Genomic DNA, 14,678 nt, shown 5'->3' with positions numbered 1-14,678 from the left:
CGGCGCAGAAAGGATCACCCCATGTACGATGTGTTAGGCGCTGTCGGCAACGCCGCGATAATCCTCGGGTTTATCGCGTCCGTGGTCGGTATGACGGCATTCTTTAAAAGCATAAAGCAGCCGCGGCTTGTCGGTTTTGCCCGGGCAGGATTCCATATCTCGGTCAGCACCATCTTCATTGCCTCGGCCATCCTGCTGATTCTGATCGTCAAGCATCAGTTCCAGTTTCATTACATCTGGGCCTACAGCTCGCGCGAGCTTCCGCTGGGTCTGCTCATGTCCACGTTTTATGCGGGGCAGGAGGGCAGCTTCCTGCTGTGGACGCTCATGGTTGCCATCGTGGGTATCGTGCTGATGCTGTACACGCAGAAGCATGACAACGAACGCGAAGTGATGGGCGTGTACACGAGCATTCTCTCCTTTTTGCTCATGCTGCTCATCGTCAAGAACCCGTTCACACCCATCGAAGGCAATGTCATCCCCGCCGACGGACGCGGCCTGAATCCGCTGCTGCAGAATTTCTGGATGCAGATTCATCCGCCGATCCTGTTCATGGGTTTCGCGGCCATGGCGCCGCCCTTCGCATTGGCCGTCGCGGCGCTGATGCGCAAGCGCTATCAGGATTGGGTTACCAGCTCTCTCCCCTGGGTGGTGGGCGGAGCGATGGTGCTCGGTCTCGGCATCGCGCTGGGTGGATTCTGGGCATACGAAACCCTGGGCTGGGGCGGCTGGTGGGGCTGGGATCCCGTGGAAAACGCCTCGCTCATTCCCTGGCTGGTTTCCGTGGCACTGGTGCATACCATGATCACGCAGCGTCGCACGAAGGGACTGATGATGACGAATTTCCTTCTCGCGATTTTAGCCTTCGTCACCGTACTGTACTCCACCTTCCTGACACGCAGCGGCGTATTGGGTGATGCCTCGGTGCATTCCTTCGTGGATCCGGGGCGTTTCAGCTTCACCCTGCTGGTGCTGTTCATGTTCGCCTATGTGGATGTCGGTCTCGCACTGATCTTCGGCCGCTTCACGAAATGGGGCAGGTCGCTGTTCGAGCGTTACAGCGGCTGGAAGCTTGTGGCGCTGACCTATCTCATCGTCATCGGCCCGAGCATCCCGGTGTTCGCGCAGGTCAGCGGGGATGTCACCATCGTGTTTGAAGAAATGATCGCCGGAAGCAATCCGATACTCTACATCATACTGTACCCGCTGCTGGGCATAGCGCATCTGCTCAATCTTCTGAGCTATCTCTGGCTGCCGGCGCTGCTGGTGAAGATCGGCCTCATCGGCTATACGTTGACCGGACGCATGCACAGCGAAAAGAATTTCCAGAGCTTCGCGATGATGTCGCGCGAGACCTTCCTCGGTCTCGGCTCCGCGGTTATCGGTGTGCTGACCTTTATCGTGCTGGTGGGTACGTCCATGCCCATCATTCCGCAGTTCATGATTGACGCCTTCAATAGCGTGCTCGGGGTGCTCAACAATATCACCGGCGGTGACTATCGCCTTGGCAATACGGTGGATCCGGTGTTCTATGACGCCATGGGTCTGCCTCTCGCCATCGTGATGACGTTCATGACGGGTACGGCTCTCTTGCTGATGTGGAAGAGCACTCCCACCGGAAGCATACTGAAAAAACTGTGGGTGCCGCTGGGTATTGCCGTCGTGTTTACCGTCGTGCTCATTGTTTTCGGTGTGCACGATCCGGGTATGATAGCTCTGACCTTGTCGGCGTCATTCTCCTTTGCCTCGAATGTGTCCGTCGGATACCGCATTGTGAAGGGCAATCCCAAGTTCTCGGGTGCCTACATTGCGCATATAGGCGTGGCGATGATGCTGCTCGGCGTCATAGGATCCGGCTTTTACAGCACATCGAAATCGATGGAGCTCAAGCAGGGCATCCCCGTGCAGCATCTCGGGTATACCTTCACATACGACGGCTACGAGACTTTCTGGAACGGAGAGCGGTATTACTTCAAGGTCAAGCTGGCCGACCTGAAGGGCAACGAAATCGAGACGGTGAAGACCATCATGTTCGTGTCCAACTACGGCGGACAGGAACAGGTCATGCGCAACCCCGGCATCGCGCGTTTCTTCGCGAGCGACATGTATATCGAGCCCATGGCCTTGTACGAGGGCGATCCCGAAGGCGGTAGCAAACAAATCTTCATCAAAGGGCAATCCGCCAGCTTCGGCGGGTACACGGTGACCTTCACGGATTTCGACATGAATAATTCGCGCGAAGCGCAGAGTTTTCGCATCGGCGGCGTGTTCAAGGTCGAGAAATACGGCGAACCGGCGGAAGAGCTCATCGCCACGCGTATCACAGGTCCCGACGGTGTTGTTGCCGAGCCCGCAAAAGTCGCGAAAGGCGACATGCAGATCGAGGTGCTGGGTATGACGCCAAATCAGGAGGATCTCGCGCTGTCGCAGATCGAGGTGCGCCTGAAAAATCCGACCATCCCGGTTGACGCGTCGCAGGTGCGCGAGACGCTCGTCGTGGAGGCCTCGGTCAAACCCTTTATCGGCGCTGTCTGGCTCGGCATTATTCTCATGACCATCGGCTTCCTCGTCGCCCGCGCACGGCGCGCCGGCGAGGCACGTCGTCTCCGCGCGTACGAGCTTCCCGACGACGCCCGACGCGACGCCATGCAGGCCACGGAAGTGGCTCCCGCATCCGGGGAAAAGGAGGCGGAGAACGTGGAGGAGAGAGCGTAGCGCGGAGAGCGTAGCGAGCCCGTACCGCTGAAGCATCGCAAATGCGACGATAAAGAGGGTGGAGTCCGAAAACTCCGCCCTCTTTGTGTACCTGACGTGGCGAGGGAAAACCGCCTGATCAACCTCGAAAGTTGTTTTCGCCAAACCAGAGCACCTGCCCGGACCGTGCTACTAGACAGGCCGGTACTTCCCCACCCTGTTGCCTCAAAAATACATCATACACAGGGCAAACGATCACCGCACCGCACTCACGCTCCCCACGCACATGTACCCCACAGATGTCGGCGACGCAGAAGAGGGGAATGAACGCAGAAGCGCCCCTTCGACTACGCTCAGGAGACGCAAAGGCGCCGAGGGGGATATTAACATCTTCCCGAAACCGCGATGTTTTCGGCGACGGCCTCCCACACCGAGAAGATTGTTTGTTTTTATCTCCAGCGGCATTATATTTACGAATGCGCTGAATGGAAGCATTTTTTTGCTTTTTTCATGTCGGCGACGCGGCAAAACGAACAGACAGAGAAACAGCAATACAGGTTCTACGGAGCAGCACGAATGAAGTACAACGGTCCCAAGGTCAAGATCTCACGCCAGCTCGGCGTCCCCGTTTCGCCCAAGGCGGCAAAGGTGATGGAGCGCAAACCGCATCCTCCCGGTGCGCATGGTTTGTCCCGCAACCGCCGTGCGAAAGTGTCGGACTACAAACGCCAGCTTATCGAGAAGCAGCGTCTGCGCTGGCAATACAACATCAGCGAAAAGCAGATGTCGACCTACTACGAAAAGGCGACCCGCAAGACCGGCAACACCGCCGACAACCTCGCGCGTTTTCTTGAGAGCCGTCTTGACGCCGTCGTGTACCGCGGCGGACTCGCCCGCACCATTTTCGCGGCCCGACAGTACGTCGCTCACGGCCATATCGAAGTGAACGGCCATCGCGTGGACATCCCCTCGTATCAGGTGCGCGTCAATGATGTGATCACGGTACGTCAGAAAAGCCGCAAGATCCCGATGTTCAACGAGGCGGTGAAGATTTCCCGTCCGCCCGAGTATCTCGCCATCAACAAACCCGAGCTTTCCATCACCGTCACCGCTTCGCCCGAGCGCGAGCACATCCCGGTGATCTGCGAATTCCCGCTGGTGATCGAGTATTACTCGCGCTAACCGCTCCCAGGATTTTCGAAAAAGCGGATGCATGCATCCGCTTTTTTCATTACCGCAAAGCGACGGAGCGAGGCCACGGGGACAACAGACAGCGAAATACCGGCATGTCGCTGCCAATAAACAGGTGGCACGGTCGGTCGCAGACAGCGGGCCGTTCTTTGATCGGTGCCGCAGGCGGGACTGTTCTCATGCCGTGTCTTCTGTCGGAATCTCACGCTTTCAGAATAAATCGCACAAGGCTATGCCATGAAATTTCTTCCCGAACTCTTCGTCAGCAATAAGGCATGGGCGGCGCAACAGCTCGAAAGCGATCCGGATTTTTTCCTCAAGCTCTGCAATATCCACAGTCCCGATCTGCTCTGGATCGGGTGCTCGGACAGCCGCGTGCCGGCGAATGCCATAGTGGGACGCGCACCGGGCGAGCTGTTCGTGCATCGCAACGTCGCGAATATTGTGCCGTTGTCCGATGTGAACGCCATGGCGGTGATTGACTATGCCGTAAACGCGCTCGAAGTGAAGCACATCATTGTCTGCGGTCATTACGGCTGCGGTGGTATACGCGCTTTTCTGAACGGCGAGCACGGCGGCGTGGCGGGACTCTGGTTACAACACCTGCACACGGTGGCGACAGAGCATACGGGAGAACTCGAGGCTTTGCCGGACTTCGACGCGCGCTGGAAGCGTCTCTGCGAACTGAACGTGATGGCTCAGGTGCGCAATGTCGCCGAATCGGATGTCGTACAAAGCGCGTGGAACAGGGGAGCGGCGCTCGCCGTCCACGGCTGGATATACGACCTCGCCGACGGCCTGCTGCGCGATCTGGAAGTGACGGTGGGAGGGGTTTGATGTTCACTCCCGGGAAGGAAGCCCTGCGTCGCTCGATTTCTTCCCGCAACGCCCTTGTGCTTGATTTCACAGCGTGATATCGTACTTTACGCACTTCCATCGGGGACAGAATTCCCATGATACGTGTTTCCGGTACTTACTCAGCGCAGGAGGAAATCGGCAATGAAACTCAGGCAATATCAGGTGGACGCCTTCGCACGTCGTGTTTTCGAAGGCAATCCGGCGGCGGTCGTTCCGCTGGAATCGTGGCCGGACGACAGCATCCTCCAGTCAATAGCGGGAGAAAATAATCTCTCCGAGACAGCGTTTTTTGTCCCTGCTGAAAACGGGTTTCATCTCCGATGGTTTACACCGGTTGCGGAGGTCGATCTCTGCGGCCACGCCACGCTGGCCGCAGCTCATGTGCTGTTCGAACATCTGGGCTATGATGCGCAGAACATCGTGTTTGCAACGCGCAGCGGAACGCTCGTTGTGGAAAGGACAGACGGCTTGCTGGCCATGGACTTTCCGTCCCGTCCTCCCGTGCCATGTCCGCCACCCGCAGCGCTGTCGGAGGGTCTCGGCCGGGAGGTGGTGGAAGTGCTGGCGGCCGACGACTACATCGCCGTATTCGAAAGCGAGGAGCACATCATCTCGCTCTCGCCCGATATGACACAGCTCGGCGCGTTGGGGCTGCGCGGGGTTTGCGTCACCGCCCCCGGTCTGGAGGACGATTTCGTCAGCCGTTTCTTCGCGCCCAAGCTTGGTATCGCGGAAGATCCCGTCACAGGATCGGCGCATTGCGAACTCACACCATACTGGGCCGCCCGTCTCGGGAAAACCACACTGACGGCACGACAACTATCCAGACGAGGGGGTACGGTGACCTGCACTTTGTCGGGCGACCGGGTGCTGCTGCTCGGCTCCGCCGTAACATTCATGATCGGCGAAATCGACACCGGCGACTGATACGCCGATCACCTGAACACCGCTCGTCGGTGCCGCCTCGTGGATCGGCACCTTGCGTCATCGCCGGCGCGTCGTCGCGCGTGAACGCGCACCGTTTTTCCCTATATATCGCAACAGCAGAAAAGGCTGTACCATGACCACACATCACATTTTTGCCATGCCTTTTGCAAAGGTCTATCCGCTGTATGTTCAGAAGGCGGAAAAGAAAGGCCGTACGAAGGAGGAGGTGGACGGCATCATCTGTTGGCTCACCGGCTACGACCAGGCGGGTCTGCAGCGGCAAATCGAAGAAGGGAAGGATTTCGAAGCCTTCTTTGCCGAGGCCCCGGCCATGAATCCGCATGCGGCATTGATCAAGGGTGTCGTATGCGGAGTACGCGTGGAGGACGTCGAGGATCCGCTGATGCGGAATATCCGTTATCTGGACAAGTTGATAGACGAACTCGCAAAGGGAAAGGCGATGGAGAAGATCTTGCGCTAGCGTAGTCGGCGAGACCGGTGGGGAGCAGTCATGCGATGAAATGGCAGCGGACGTCGTTAGCCGGTCACACACGCACGCCCGGCCCGATCATGAGCAACGGTTCCGGCATCATGGACAAGGGGGCAACTCCATGCTACCCCCTTGCGATTCTTCTGATTCTGTTCTGCTGCGGCATCGCTGCGAATACCTCGTTCAACACCCTCCTACAGCCCGCTTGATCGTTTTCACGACCGGGGCGGTGTTGGCACTGGCGGCGATAACGGCGGGCAGATCGCGGCGGGCACGTGCACGGAAACGATATGTATCCACATCCTGCCGCGTCGCAGGCACGAGCGTGGTATCGAAGTTGAGGATGGCGGCCTCGAAGGCTTTTAACCCACCCTCAAGCACACGGATGTTCTTATAACCGAGCTCTCCCGCCACGGTGGCGAGGCGGCGTTCGGTGTTCTCATCAGGGGCGATGAACACGTTGATCGTTCCCCGCTGCGCGAGCAGACGACGCGGCTCCTTCTCGAAGAGATTTTCCAGTGTGAACGGAACGGCATTCGGCAAGGGCATGGATTTCGCGGCCGCAGCATCGCGGAAATCCACTACGCGCAAACGCCTGTCCTTGTCGAGCAGACGAAACGCGAACTCATCGACGCTCATCCCCGATACCGCAGCGGCGCCGCCTCCCTGCTGATGATGCGTGGCGTACAGATAATGTTCCTTCTGCGTCGGGAAAAAGTAGCCCGACACGGCGATCACGATACCGACCACCGCCACAGTCACACCGACGCGGGTCAGCAACCAGGGTTTCGGCGTCTCGCGATTCGTACGCGCTTCCACGAGGGTTACCGCCCAGAAGGCGATGAGCGCCACCGCCGTCAAGAGAAACACGAACACGGATTTCGGTAGCCCCATGGTCTCGAAAATGTGCGGACTGCCCCAATGGCCGGCTTTGTACAAATCCTCGAAGAGCGGATACCCCTCGGCGAACACAAGCACGCCGAGCAGCGAACCGAGGACAAAGAGCATGGCGTCTTTTTTACCGATGGCCGCGGCGCAGACGCTGGTCCCGGGACAGAAGCCCCCGACCACGAAGCCCAGTCCCATGATTACGCCGCCGACAATGGCCGACCAGAGAAAGGTGGGATTGATATAGACGAGATTGATATCCAGCATGCCGAAATGCTGAAGGATGATAATGCCGAACATCGCGGTTACTCCTGCGGTGAAGAACACGCGCAGCACGGTAAAATCATAGCCGTAAAACAGTCCGACGAGTTTTTTCGATGTCGAAAAGCCGGCCTGCTCGAGTATCCAGCCGAAGCCCACGCCGATGAACAACGCGACGACGTAATTCAGGTTCTGTCCGATGATATCAGGTACAAGAGGTCCCATTACTGTATGCTCCTTACACCCAGAGTTTTCTGAAAAAATACGCGAACGCGTACGCGCCGCCGAATATCGCCATCATCGTGATGATGCCCCCCGTCGAAAGCACACCCATACCGCTGAGCGCTGCGCCGCTGGTGCAGCCGCGACCAAGCTGTGCGCCGAAGCCGAACAGCGCGCCGCCAAAAATAGCCCCGGCGATGCGTATGTTTCGTGTCGTGCGCGGGCCGTGTTCGAGCTTAAAGGACAGACGGTTGGAGAGCAAGCCGGAGAGAAAGGCACCGATAACGACACCGATGACTTCGAACACCAGCCAGTTTTTCAGCGCGCCCTCGGGATGCTCTTCCTGATACTCCCGATAGTAGGGGGTGCCGGACGCGTGAGACGGTGCGACGGTTTCCACAGTGGCCACAGCCGCGCTTTTCATCGCACCGCTGGCGCCCAATCCGCGGCCCGTGATGTACACCGTCGCGGTCAACAGCAGGCCCAGCAGCACGCCCGCGAGATAGGGATTCATGTAGGGTTTGGGTGTCATGGTGCCGTCTCCGTAGCGGGTTGCTGTATCGTTTCCTGTGATTGAATGACTTCTTTTGTATCGTCGTCGTCTTTCTCGTGCACGTCTTCGAACCCGGTGAGCATGGCTTTGAGATTGCTCGTTACCGTGTCTCCGGTCGTGATCAGATACAGATGTGCTATCAGAAAAGCGATCAGCAGAAACGCCCCGGCTGTGTGCAGAATGGCGATGGTGCGGAGCGATTCGACGTTAAGCGCTTCCACCCCGTGCTGCTGTGGATAACGGTAGAGGATGTAGAGCAATCCCGTCAACAACATGCCCGGGAGAATGATGGTCTTGAGGCCGAAATACACCAGTTTCTGCAGGGGATTGAGCTTACTCAACACCGTCTTTTTCGTAGGATGAGGTGCATCGCGGAAAATTCCGAACAAGTAGTAGTTGAGATACGCACGAAGATGCGTCAGTGTCGGCAGATACTGACGCCACTCGCCGGTACTCAAGTGCCAGAAGATCGCAAAAATGATAAGGATGATCAACGCATACGCGGCGATATTGTGATACGTGACCGCGTTTTCGAAACCGAAAAAGCTGATGGAGCCGTGGATTTCGAAACCGGTGACCGCGAGAAACATTATGAGCAAGGCCTGGCTCCAGTGCCAGAAGCGTTCGAACGCGCGGTAGACATACACATGTTTGACGGGGCTCATCGGGCACCTCCATTGTTCTTCCGTTTCGCCGCAATGACACGGATGCTTCCGTGCGCCGCCATTCCGACAAGAGTGAGGATGAGCAGGGCGGCACCACCTGTCTCTACCAGAGGCGAGTAGTCGCGTCCCGGCATGTAGAAATCCGTCAGACCGGCAAGTCGTCCGTTGTCCCGTGTATGACACTCGGTGCACTGAACGGTGGCGTCCTTGCCGGAGACCATGTGGTTGATCGGCCAGTACATCTCGGTTTTGATGAAGGAAACTTCTCCGCTGAAAGGGAGCCCGGCTTTCTCCATGCCGAGAGCGGCCGACCGTCGCCAGTCAAAGTCCTTCCAGAGAGCGCCTTCGCCTTCCGCATCCGCGTACAGCTTGGGCATGATCAACATGCGATGCACAGGATCGGTTGGCTGAATCGCACGGTGAATTTTTACCGGAATGATTTTCGCGTCCGCATCGGAATAGGAACCGTGCAGGCGGTTGAGGGAAATCGTTGCGGTGGAGTCTTCATACTGGTCGCCCAGGAGATAATGCGACGCCGTACCATTGAACCACACATACTCCGGTTCCAATTGTTTCCCCCATTTGAAGGAGCCCTTTATGGAAAGGTAGGTATGGTTTCCTTCTTCATCGTCCACTTCATACGGCTCCCCGTTTTTCAGCTTTCCAACGGTGGACCAATCCCAATGCGTCTTTGTGGCATTGACCTTCGCATAGACCGGGATGTGGCAGGTCTGGCAGGCCACTTTCAGGGTGTGTTCATTCAGCACGCCGCTCTCATGGGGCGTTTCGCCGTGGCAGGTCTCGCAATAAGCGCGGTTTCGGTTCATGGAAGAGAGAGAATACAGCTTGCCGGCGATATTGTGCTCCTCGGTGATGTGGCAGTCCACGCAGCCCATATCCATGCCGTCGATACCCATATGTACATCCACATCGCGCGTGGGCTGGAACAGCGCTTCTTCCAGATCACCATGCTTGACGTTGTTACCGCCGCCGCCATAGAAATGACAGACACCGCAATTGCTGCGCATGGGCTTGCCGACATTCCGTGCGATATGACCGAAATCGAGTGTCGCCACGGGTGCACCTCCCTGTTCGGAGGCTTTGGCGTAGGTCTCGGTATTGTCGTGACAGACCAGACAGTCAATATTCGTCGCGTCGGTGTAGGTCATTCCCGCTTCAGACATACCCAAGCCGATGTGACATTTGGCGCAGCTTTTTTCATTGCCCATTGCGCCGATGCAGAAATTGTTCATGGCGTTTTTCTTGCCGATGTACACCACGCCACGTCCGGCCACGTACTCCTCACGCTCCCAATTCCAGTGATTCGAGCGCATGACTTCGGTGTGGCGGTGATTGTGGCAGGAAATACAGGTTTCGGTGACGTCTTGCGGACGTTCAAAGCGCCGCTGCAGTGCCGGGAACACCGCGTGATCCACCTTTTTGGCAGGTTTGGTTTCCATTTTTTCCCGCAATTCCGTCAAAGCGGAAGGAGGTGCGTCTGCGGGAGCGAGCAGCGCGACTGCGCTAAGTACCGCGATCGCGGCGAAGGCAAGGAGCAGGAGGATTTTCTTCATAACAGAAGGTGCTGGTGAATTATCCGATCCGGTGTACATGATAAAACAACCGGAAACTCTTATAAAAGCGGAGCAACATTCCTCCGCAGGTGTATCAAAGATATGATGCCTGAGGATGAAAATTGATTCAGCTTTTTTAAAAAAAAGATCAAACATGCGCTTATTCCATGGAAGCTTCGACATAGAATTTGCCGGCTCCATGCCAGGAGACGCGTCAGAATGTACAGGAGCAAGCGAGGGTATTCCCTGTTCCCCTGAAAATGTGCGGTATGATCTGTTACGCGCAGGAATCCTGTCTCTGTCCAAGCACGCAATTTCCCGGGAGATCATCGGGGTGGAGGCGCGGTCGTACACTATTTCTGCGGTGTAACGGGGTGTGCGGTTTTCTGCCTTGTACCGAGTGCGACCACCTACATATCTTAAAGTTCGTTCTTTTCACTGCTTAGGGAGCATTTTGTGAAACGACTTAAAGAACTCAGTACCCGCCGTGTGCGGGAGTACGACTATTCGAAGCTGTCGAAGCATCTCGTCGTGTTCAAGACCAGGAAGAATGCCGAAATTCTCGGAACGACGAAAGACGGCATCACCACGCTCAGCGACGCTGGACGCGCATTTCTCGACGTGCTCGGTCAGGCGTTGCAGAATTTCCCGTGCATCCGGCTTCATGAACTGAGCATTCGTCCCTCCGAGGTGGAGCTGGCGTTGGAGATCACGGAAGTCCGGAATCCCCGGAAAGCGCCGCCGGAGGACAGTGACGAATGGATATACTACCGACGCATCATGACACTGCCGGAGTTCATGGGGTATCTGAAGATGAACAGCGCGCATCGCATCAACGCGTTGTTCGGCAGGAACGGCGGCGCAGTCTGGGCGCGGCGTTATGCATCCTGCGTTCTGGAGGACGAGGACGTATTGGCCCGTGTTTACGCGGAGTTGCGGGAGGAGTGGAGCCGTGTGGTGGTGGACCCCGCGCCTCAGACGAAGAAGGGGAAGCAGGCCTCCACCCTGGCCGATGTTCTTGCATCGGAATTCGGCGGCACGGGTGCGCTGTCCGTACATGGAAGCAAAGGGCGCGCGGTATCGGATCAGCTCGCCGGGGCGACGCTTCTCGGCCGCGTACTGCTGCTGACGGGCGCGCGGAGAGATGAAGCGGTACGCACTGCATCCAAGAAGGGCGTCGCGCGTGGGGGAGGCGCCGGTGGCATGGCGGGCAGGCGAGGCTCGGTGGTCCGGTGCCTGGGTCCTGCCAGGATTTTTCTTTCCGAGTAAGTGGAAGCCGAAGAGCACATTTTTTGATCGCAAGGGGACAGGGACAGCGCTCCGGGACGACGGACGTCAGGCGGGGAGGGAAAGCTCTGTGCATTTGTCTGGATTTGGGTCCGTCTGGTGAGGGATGATGGTCGGAAATGGAGGAGTGTGGTGGTTTGGGTGTTGGTTTTGAGGGCTGGAACCTGGGTGTGGCGGGGTGTTTCCGGGTCCTGGGGAGAAATTGGGCGATACATGAATCGCCCAAATCCGATTCGGGCCTCCGTCAAATGGCGATACATGAATCGCCCAAATCCGATTCGGGCCTCCATCAGATGGCGATACATGAATCGCCCAAATCCGATTCGGGCCTCCATCAGATGGCGATAAATGAATCGCCCAAATCCGATTCGGGCCTCCGTCAGATGGCGATACATGAATCGCCCAAATCCGATTCAGCCCTCCGTCAGATGGCGATACATGAATCGCCCAATTTCGGTTTCGACCGTACCCGCGTGGCGATACATGAATCGCCCAATCCATCCGAGGTCCCACTTCGAGGACGATACATGACGAGAGCATTTACCTAATCAGAAGTACCGCTCCGAGAACCCCGAGTGCTCCTCTCACTTCTTCCACGGGGCCAGCGAACGAAGTGATCGGGAAAAACGGTACAACCCGGGTCTACCTCGATTGAACAAGACCGGTTACACCATTCATCACACTTAGGCAGGACGGACATGTCCGGTATTCGCCATCCAGCACCTCGTTTTGCGGTGGTTGCGCATTCGAGGGCTGTGGCCTATCTTATCTGCTTCCCCGATTGTGATCGGGACCCCCGGCAGGTCGACACGCGCAATGCGCTTGTCCACCACCGTTTGCGCGCGAAATTCACGATCGCGCCATGGTGTCATTCCCCTCAACGGATAAATCGTTAATCGTATCATCAAGGTTATTCATTATATGAACAGCACATTTCTGAAACGAACAGATGCGGCCGGAGACGGTCTTCACGTCCTCGCACGCAATCTCTGGTGGACCTGGAATCCCCGGGCCCAGGATATCTTTCATACGCTCTCTGAACGTAAATGGCGTTCCTCAAACCATAATGCGGTCATGGTGTTGAACGCCATTTCACGGAACGAACTGCGCGCCCGACTTTTCGAACGTGAATTTCTTGAGCGCGTTGAGAGTGTGTTGCAGGAATTTGACGACTACATGAAAAAAGATGACACCTGGTACCATGCCCACACAAAGGGAAAGGATGGTCGTCTCATCGCATATTTCAGCGCTGAATTTGGTCTGCACGAATGTCTCCCAGTTTACAGTGGTGGATTGGGCATATTGGCGGGTGACCACACCAAATCCGCGAGTGATCTCGGGCTTCCTTTCATCGGTATCAGTCTGTTTTATCGGAACGGCTATTTTCAGCAGACCCTCGGTCCTGACGGCTGGCAGCATGAACACTATCCGCTCCTCGATCCAGAAGCCCTTCCTGTAGAATTGGTGGTGGATGAATCCGGGACACCGATTGTCGCATCAGTGGAGATCGGACATAGCCGCGTATATTTTCACGCGTATCGTGTACGTGTCGGACGCGCCATCATTTACCTCCTGGACACGAACCGTCCCGAGAATGATCTGCATTACCGCGAAATCACTTCCCGTGTGTATGGCGGAGACAGTACGACACGCGTCATGCAGGAAACAGTGCTCGGCATCGGCGGCGTCCGTTTCCTCCGCGAGTTAGGTCTGCATCCCACCGTCTACCACATGAATGAGGGGCACAGTGCTTTCCTTACACTGGAGTTGCTCCGAGAGCAACTTGCCGCAGGCGCTGCACGAGAGGCTGCGGAGGAATGGGTAAAAGAGCATTGCGTCTTTACAACACATACACCGGTCCCAGCCGGCCATGATCGCTTTTCCATCGACTTGCTCGATCATTTATTGAGTACGTTCCGGGCCTCGATTGGACTGGACGAGACGACGGTGCTTGGTTACGGGCGACAGAATCCGGGTGATGCGGATGAACCGTTCTGCATGACCATCCTTGCCTTGAAAATGTCACGAGCCGCCAATGGTGTAAGCGAATTGCATGGCCAGGTGAGCAGGGAAATGTGGAAGGAACTGTTCAAAGCCGACCATGCCGATGACGTCCCTATCGGTCATATTACGAACGGCGTGCATATTCTTGGATGGATGGCCAATCGCACACGCCAATTCTGGCACAAGCATCTTGGCGAGAAATGGATTTACTACCTGAAAAAACAGGCTATCTGGTCTCAGGTTTCCGATCCCGATCTGATCACAGATGAGGACCTCTGGGCACTGCGTTACGGTTTACGCAGGGACCTCATCGAGTATGTGCGGCGCATGATGCGGCATCAATTCCAGCACTCGGGAAGCGACTATATGAGCGTGCAGGACTCAATACTCAACCCCGACGTGCTCACCATCGGTTTCGCACGCCGCTTCGCCACGTATAAGCGCGCACCGTTGTTTTTCCGGGACTTCAACCGCATCGCCGAATTGATCAACGACAGCAAACGGCCCATTCAACTTGTGTTCGCAGGGAAGGCTCACCCACGCGACGACGAGGGAAAGCGATTTATTCAACAGATCGTGGGATACACGAAGAATCCCGCGCTTTTCGGCAAGGTGGTGTTCATCGAGAACTACGATATCAATGTGGCCCGTCACATGATATCAGGTGTGGATGTGTGGCTCAATACCCCGAGACGACCCATGGAGGCGAGCGGCACCAGCGGGATGAAAATTCTCATTCACGGCGGATTGAACCTCAGCATTCAGGACGGATGGTGGCGTGAGGGGTATGATGGCGGCAATGGCTGGAGCATCGGCGATGATGCGCATGCCGAAGACGCAGGCGTGCAGGATGAACGGGACGCCGCTGCGCTCTATGCTCTGCTGGAAGGTGCGCTTGTGGACGAATTTTATGACCGTGACGGCTATGGTATTCCTCGCCGATGGCTGAAGCGCGTGCGGAAATCAATGGAGACCCTCATCCCGGTGTTCAACACCGACCGCATGGTTTCCGAGTATGTTGTCAAATATTACAAACTGACGGACTGAGGTTCCGGTTGGAACGC

The 14,678-nt window shown here is 56.7% G+C and carries 11 protein-coding genes; 7 read left to right on the top strand and 4 right to left on the bottom strand.

Going from position 1 to position 14,678, the window contains the following annotated elements:
• Positions 1-21 precede the first annotated feature (21 nt).
• The 5 genes from ccsA (at position 22) to M5R41_08030 (ending at position 6,151) form a co-directional block, all read left to right on the top strand.
• Positions 22-2,715 carry a cytochrome c biogenesis protein CcsA gene (ccsA, locus tag M5R41_08050; GenBank protein ID MCZ7556337.1) on the top strand — a complete coding sequence of 898 codons (2,694 nt, stop codon included), beginning with the start codon at positions 22-24 and terminating at the stop codon, positions 2,713-2,715.
• A 555-nt stretch (positions 2,716-3,270) separates the two neighbouring features.
• Positions 3,271-3,876, top strand: coding sequence for a 30S ribosomal protein S4 (rpsD, locus tag M5R41_08045; GenBank protein ID MCZ7556336.1), 606 nt, complete (start codon positions 3,271-3,273; stop codon positions 3,874-3,876).
• 246 nt (positions 3,877-4,122) lie between these two features.
• Positions 4,123-4,722 (top strand): carbonic anhydrase, encoded by a 600-nt coding sequence (locus M5R41_08040; GenBank protein MCZ7556335.1) that lies wholly within the window; start codon positions 4,123-4,125, stop codon positions 4,720-4,722.
• A 162-nt stretch (positions 4,723-4,884) separates the two neighbouring features.
• Complete coding sequence (locus M5R41_08035; GenBank protein MCZ7556334.1) at positions 4,885-5,670, top strand: PhzF family phenazine biosynthesis protein; 786 nt, start codon at positions 4,885-4,887, stop codon at positions 5,668-5,670.
• A 133-nt stretch (positions 5,671-5,803) separates the two neighbouring features.
• Entirely contained in the window at positions 5,804-6,151 is a 348-nt protein-coding gene (locus tag M5R41_08030) for a DUF2200 domain-containing protein (protein MCZ7556333.1), read from the top strand.
• 192 nt (positions 6,152-6,343) lie between these two features.
• Here the strand turns inward: M5R41_08030 and M5R41_08025 are convergent, their stop codons facing one another.
• Genes M5R41_08025 through M5R41_08010 form a run of 4 tightly spaced genes read right to left on the bottom strand, consistent with a single transcriptional unit; the run spans position 6,344 to position 10,323 of the window.
• Positions 6,344-7,534, bottom strand: a complete 1,191-nt coding sequence (locus tag M5R41_08025; protein ID MCZ7556332.1) for a YeeE/YedE thiosulfate transporter family protein — start codon at positions 7,532-7,534, stop codon at positions 6,344-6,346.
• A 13-nt stretch (positions 7,535-7,547) separates the two neighbouring features.
• Positions 7,548-8,063, bottom strand: coding sequence for a YeeE/YedE family protein (locus M5R41_08020; protein MCZ7556331.1), 516 nt, complete (start codon positions 8,061-8,063; stop codon positions 7,548-7,550).
• Complete coding sequence (locus M5R41_08015; GenBank protein MCZ7556330.1) at positions 8,060-8,749, bottom strand: cytochrome b/b6 domain-containing protein; 690 nt, start codon at positions 8,747-8,749, stop codon at positions 8,060-8,062. Before M5R41_08015 ends, M5R41_08020 begins: the two co-directional genes overlap by 4 nt.
• Entirely contained in the window at positions 8,746-10,323 is a 1,578-nt protein-coding gene (locus M5R41_08010; GenBank protein MCZ7556329.1) for a tetrathionate reductase family octaheme c-type cytochrome, read from the bottom strand. Before M5R41_08010 ends, M5R41_08015 begins: the two co-directional genes overlap by 4 nt.
• 456 nt (positions 10,324-10,779) lie before the next feature.
• Between M5R41_08010 and M5R41_08005 the strand changes: the two genes are divergently transcribed.
• Both M5R41_08005 and glgP read left to right on the top strand, forming a co-directional pair.
• Complete coding sequence (locus M5R41_08005; GenBank protein ID MCZ7556328.1) at positions 10,780-11,592, top strand: hypothetical protein; 813 nt, start codon at positions 10,780-10,782, stop codon at positions 11,590-11,592.
• Positions 11,593-12,531: 939 nt separating this feature from the next.
• Positions 12,532-14,661 carry an alpha-glucan family phosphorylase gene (glgP, locus tag M5R41_08000; GenBank protein MCZ7556327.1) on the top strand — a complete coding sequence of 710 codons (2,130 nt, stop codon included), beginning with the start codon at positions 12,532-12,534 and terminating at the stop codon, positions 14,659-14,661.
• Positions 14,662-14,678 lie beyond the last annotated feature (17 nt).

It is taken from the genome of Bacteroidia bacterium, from assembly GCA_027493955.1.
Lineage (GTDB): Bacteria > Bacteroidota > Ignavibacteria > SZUA-365 > SZUA-365 > JAOSJT01.
Note: the sequence above shows the minus strand (reverse complement) of the source record. Positions and strands in the feature narration are given on the sequence as shown.

What these genes read in the sequence shown, in the direction of transcription:
- M5R41_08035 (MCZ7556334.1), top strand. Translation starts at nt 4,885, where the DNA reads ATGAAACTCAGGCAATATCAGGTGGACGCCTTCGCACGTCGTGTTTTC.
- M5R41_08025 (MCZ7556332.1), bottom strand. Translation starts at nt 7,534, where the DNA reads ATGGGACCTCTTGTACCTGATATCATCGGACAGAACCTGAATTACGTC.
- M5R41_08010 (MCZ7556329.1), bottom strand. Translation starts at nt 10,323, where the DNA reads ATGAAGAAAATCCTCCTGCTCCTTGCCTTCGCCGCGATCGCGGTACTT.
- M5R41_08020 (MCZ7556331.1), bottom strand. Translation starts at nt 8,063, where the DNA reads ATGACACCCAAACCCTACATGAATCCCTATCTCGCGGGCGTGCTGCTG.
- glgP (MCZ7556327.1), top strand. Translation starts at nt 12,532, where the DNA reads ATGAACAGCACATTTCTGAAACGAACAGATGCGGCCGGAGACGGTCTT.
- ccsA (MCZ7556337.1), top strand. Translation starts at nt 22, where the DNA reads ATGTACGATGTGTTAGGCGCTGTCGGCAACGCCGCGATAATCCTCGGG.
- M5R41_08040 (MCZ7556335.1), top strand. Translation starts at nt 4,123, where the DNA reads ATGAAATTTCTTCCCGAACTCTTCGTCAGCAATAAGGCATGGGCGGCG.
- M5R41_08030 (MCZ7556333.1), top strand. Translation starts at nt 5,804, where the DNA reads ATGACCACACATCACATTTTTGCCATGCCTTTTGCAAAGGTCTATCCG.
- rpsD (MCZ7556336.1), top strand. Translation starts at nt 3,271, where the DNA reads ATGAAGTACAACGGTCCCAAGGTCAAGATCTCACGCCAGCTCGGCGTC.
- M5R41_08015 (MCZ7556330.1), bottom strand. Translation starts at nt 8,749, where the DNA reads ATGAGCCCCGTCAAACATGTGTATGTCTACCGCGCGTTCGAACGCTTC.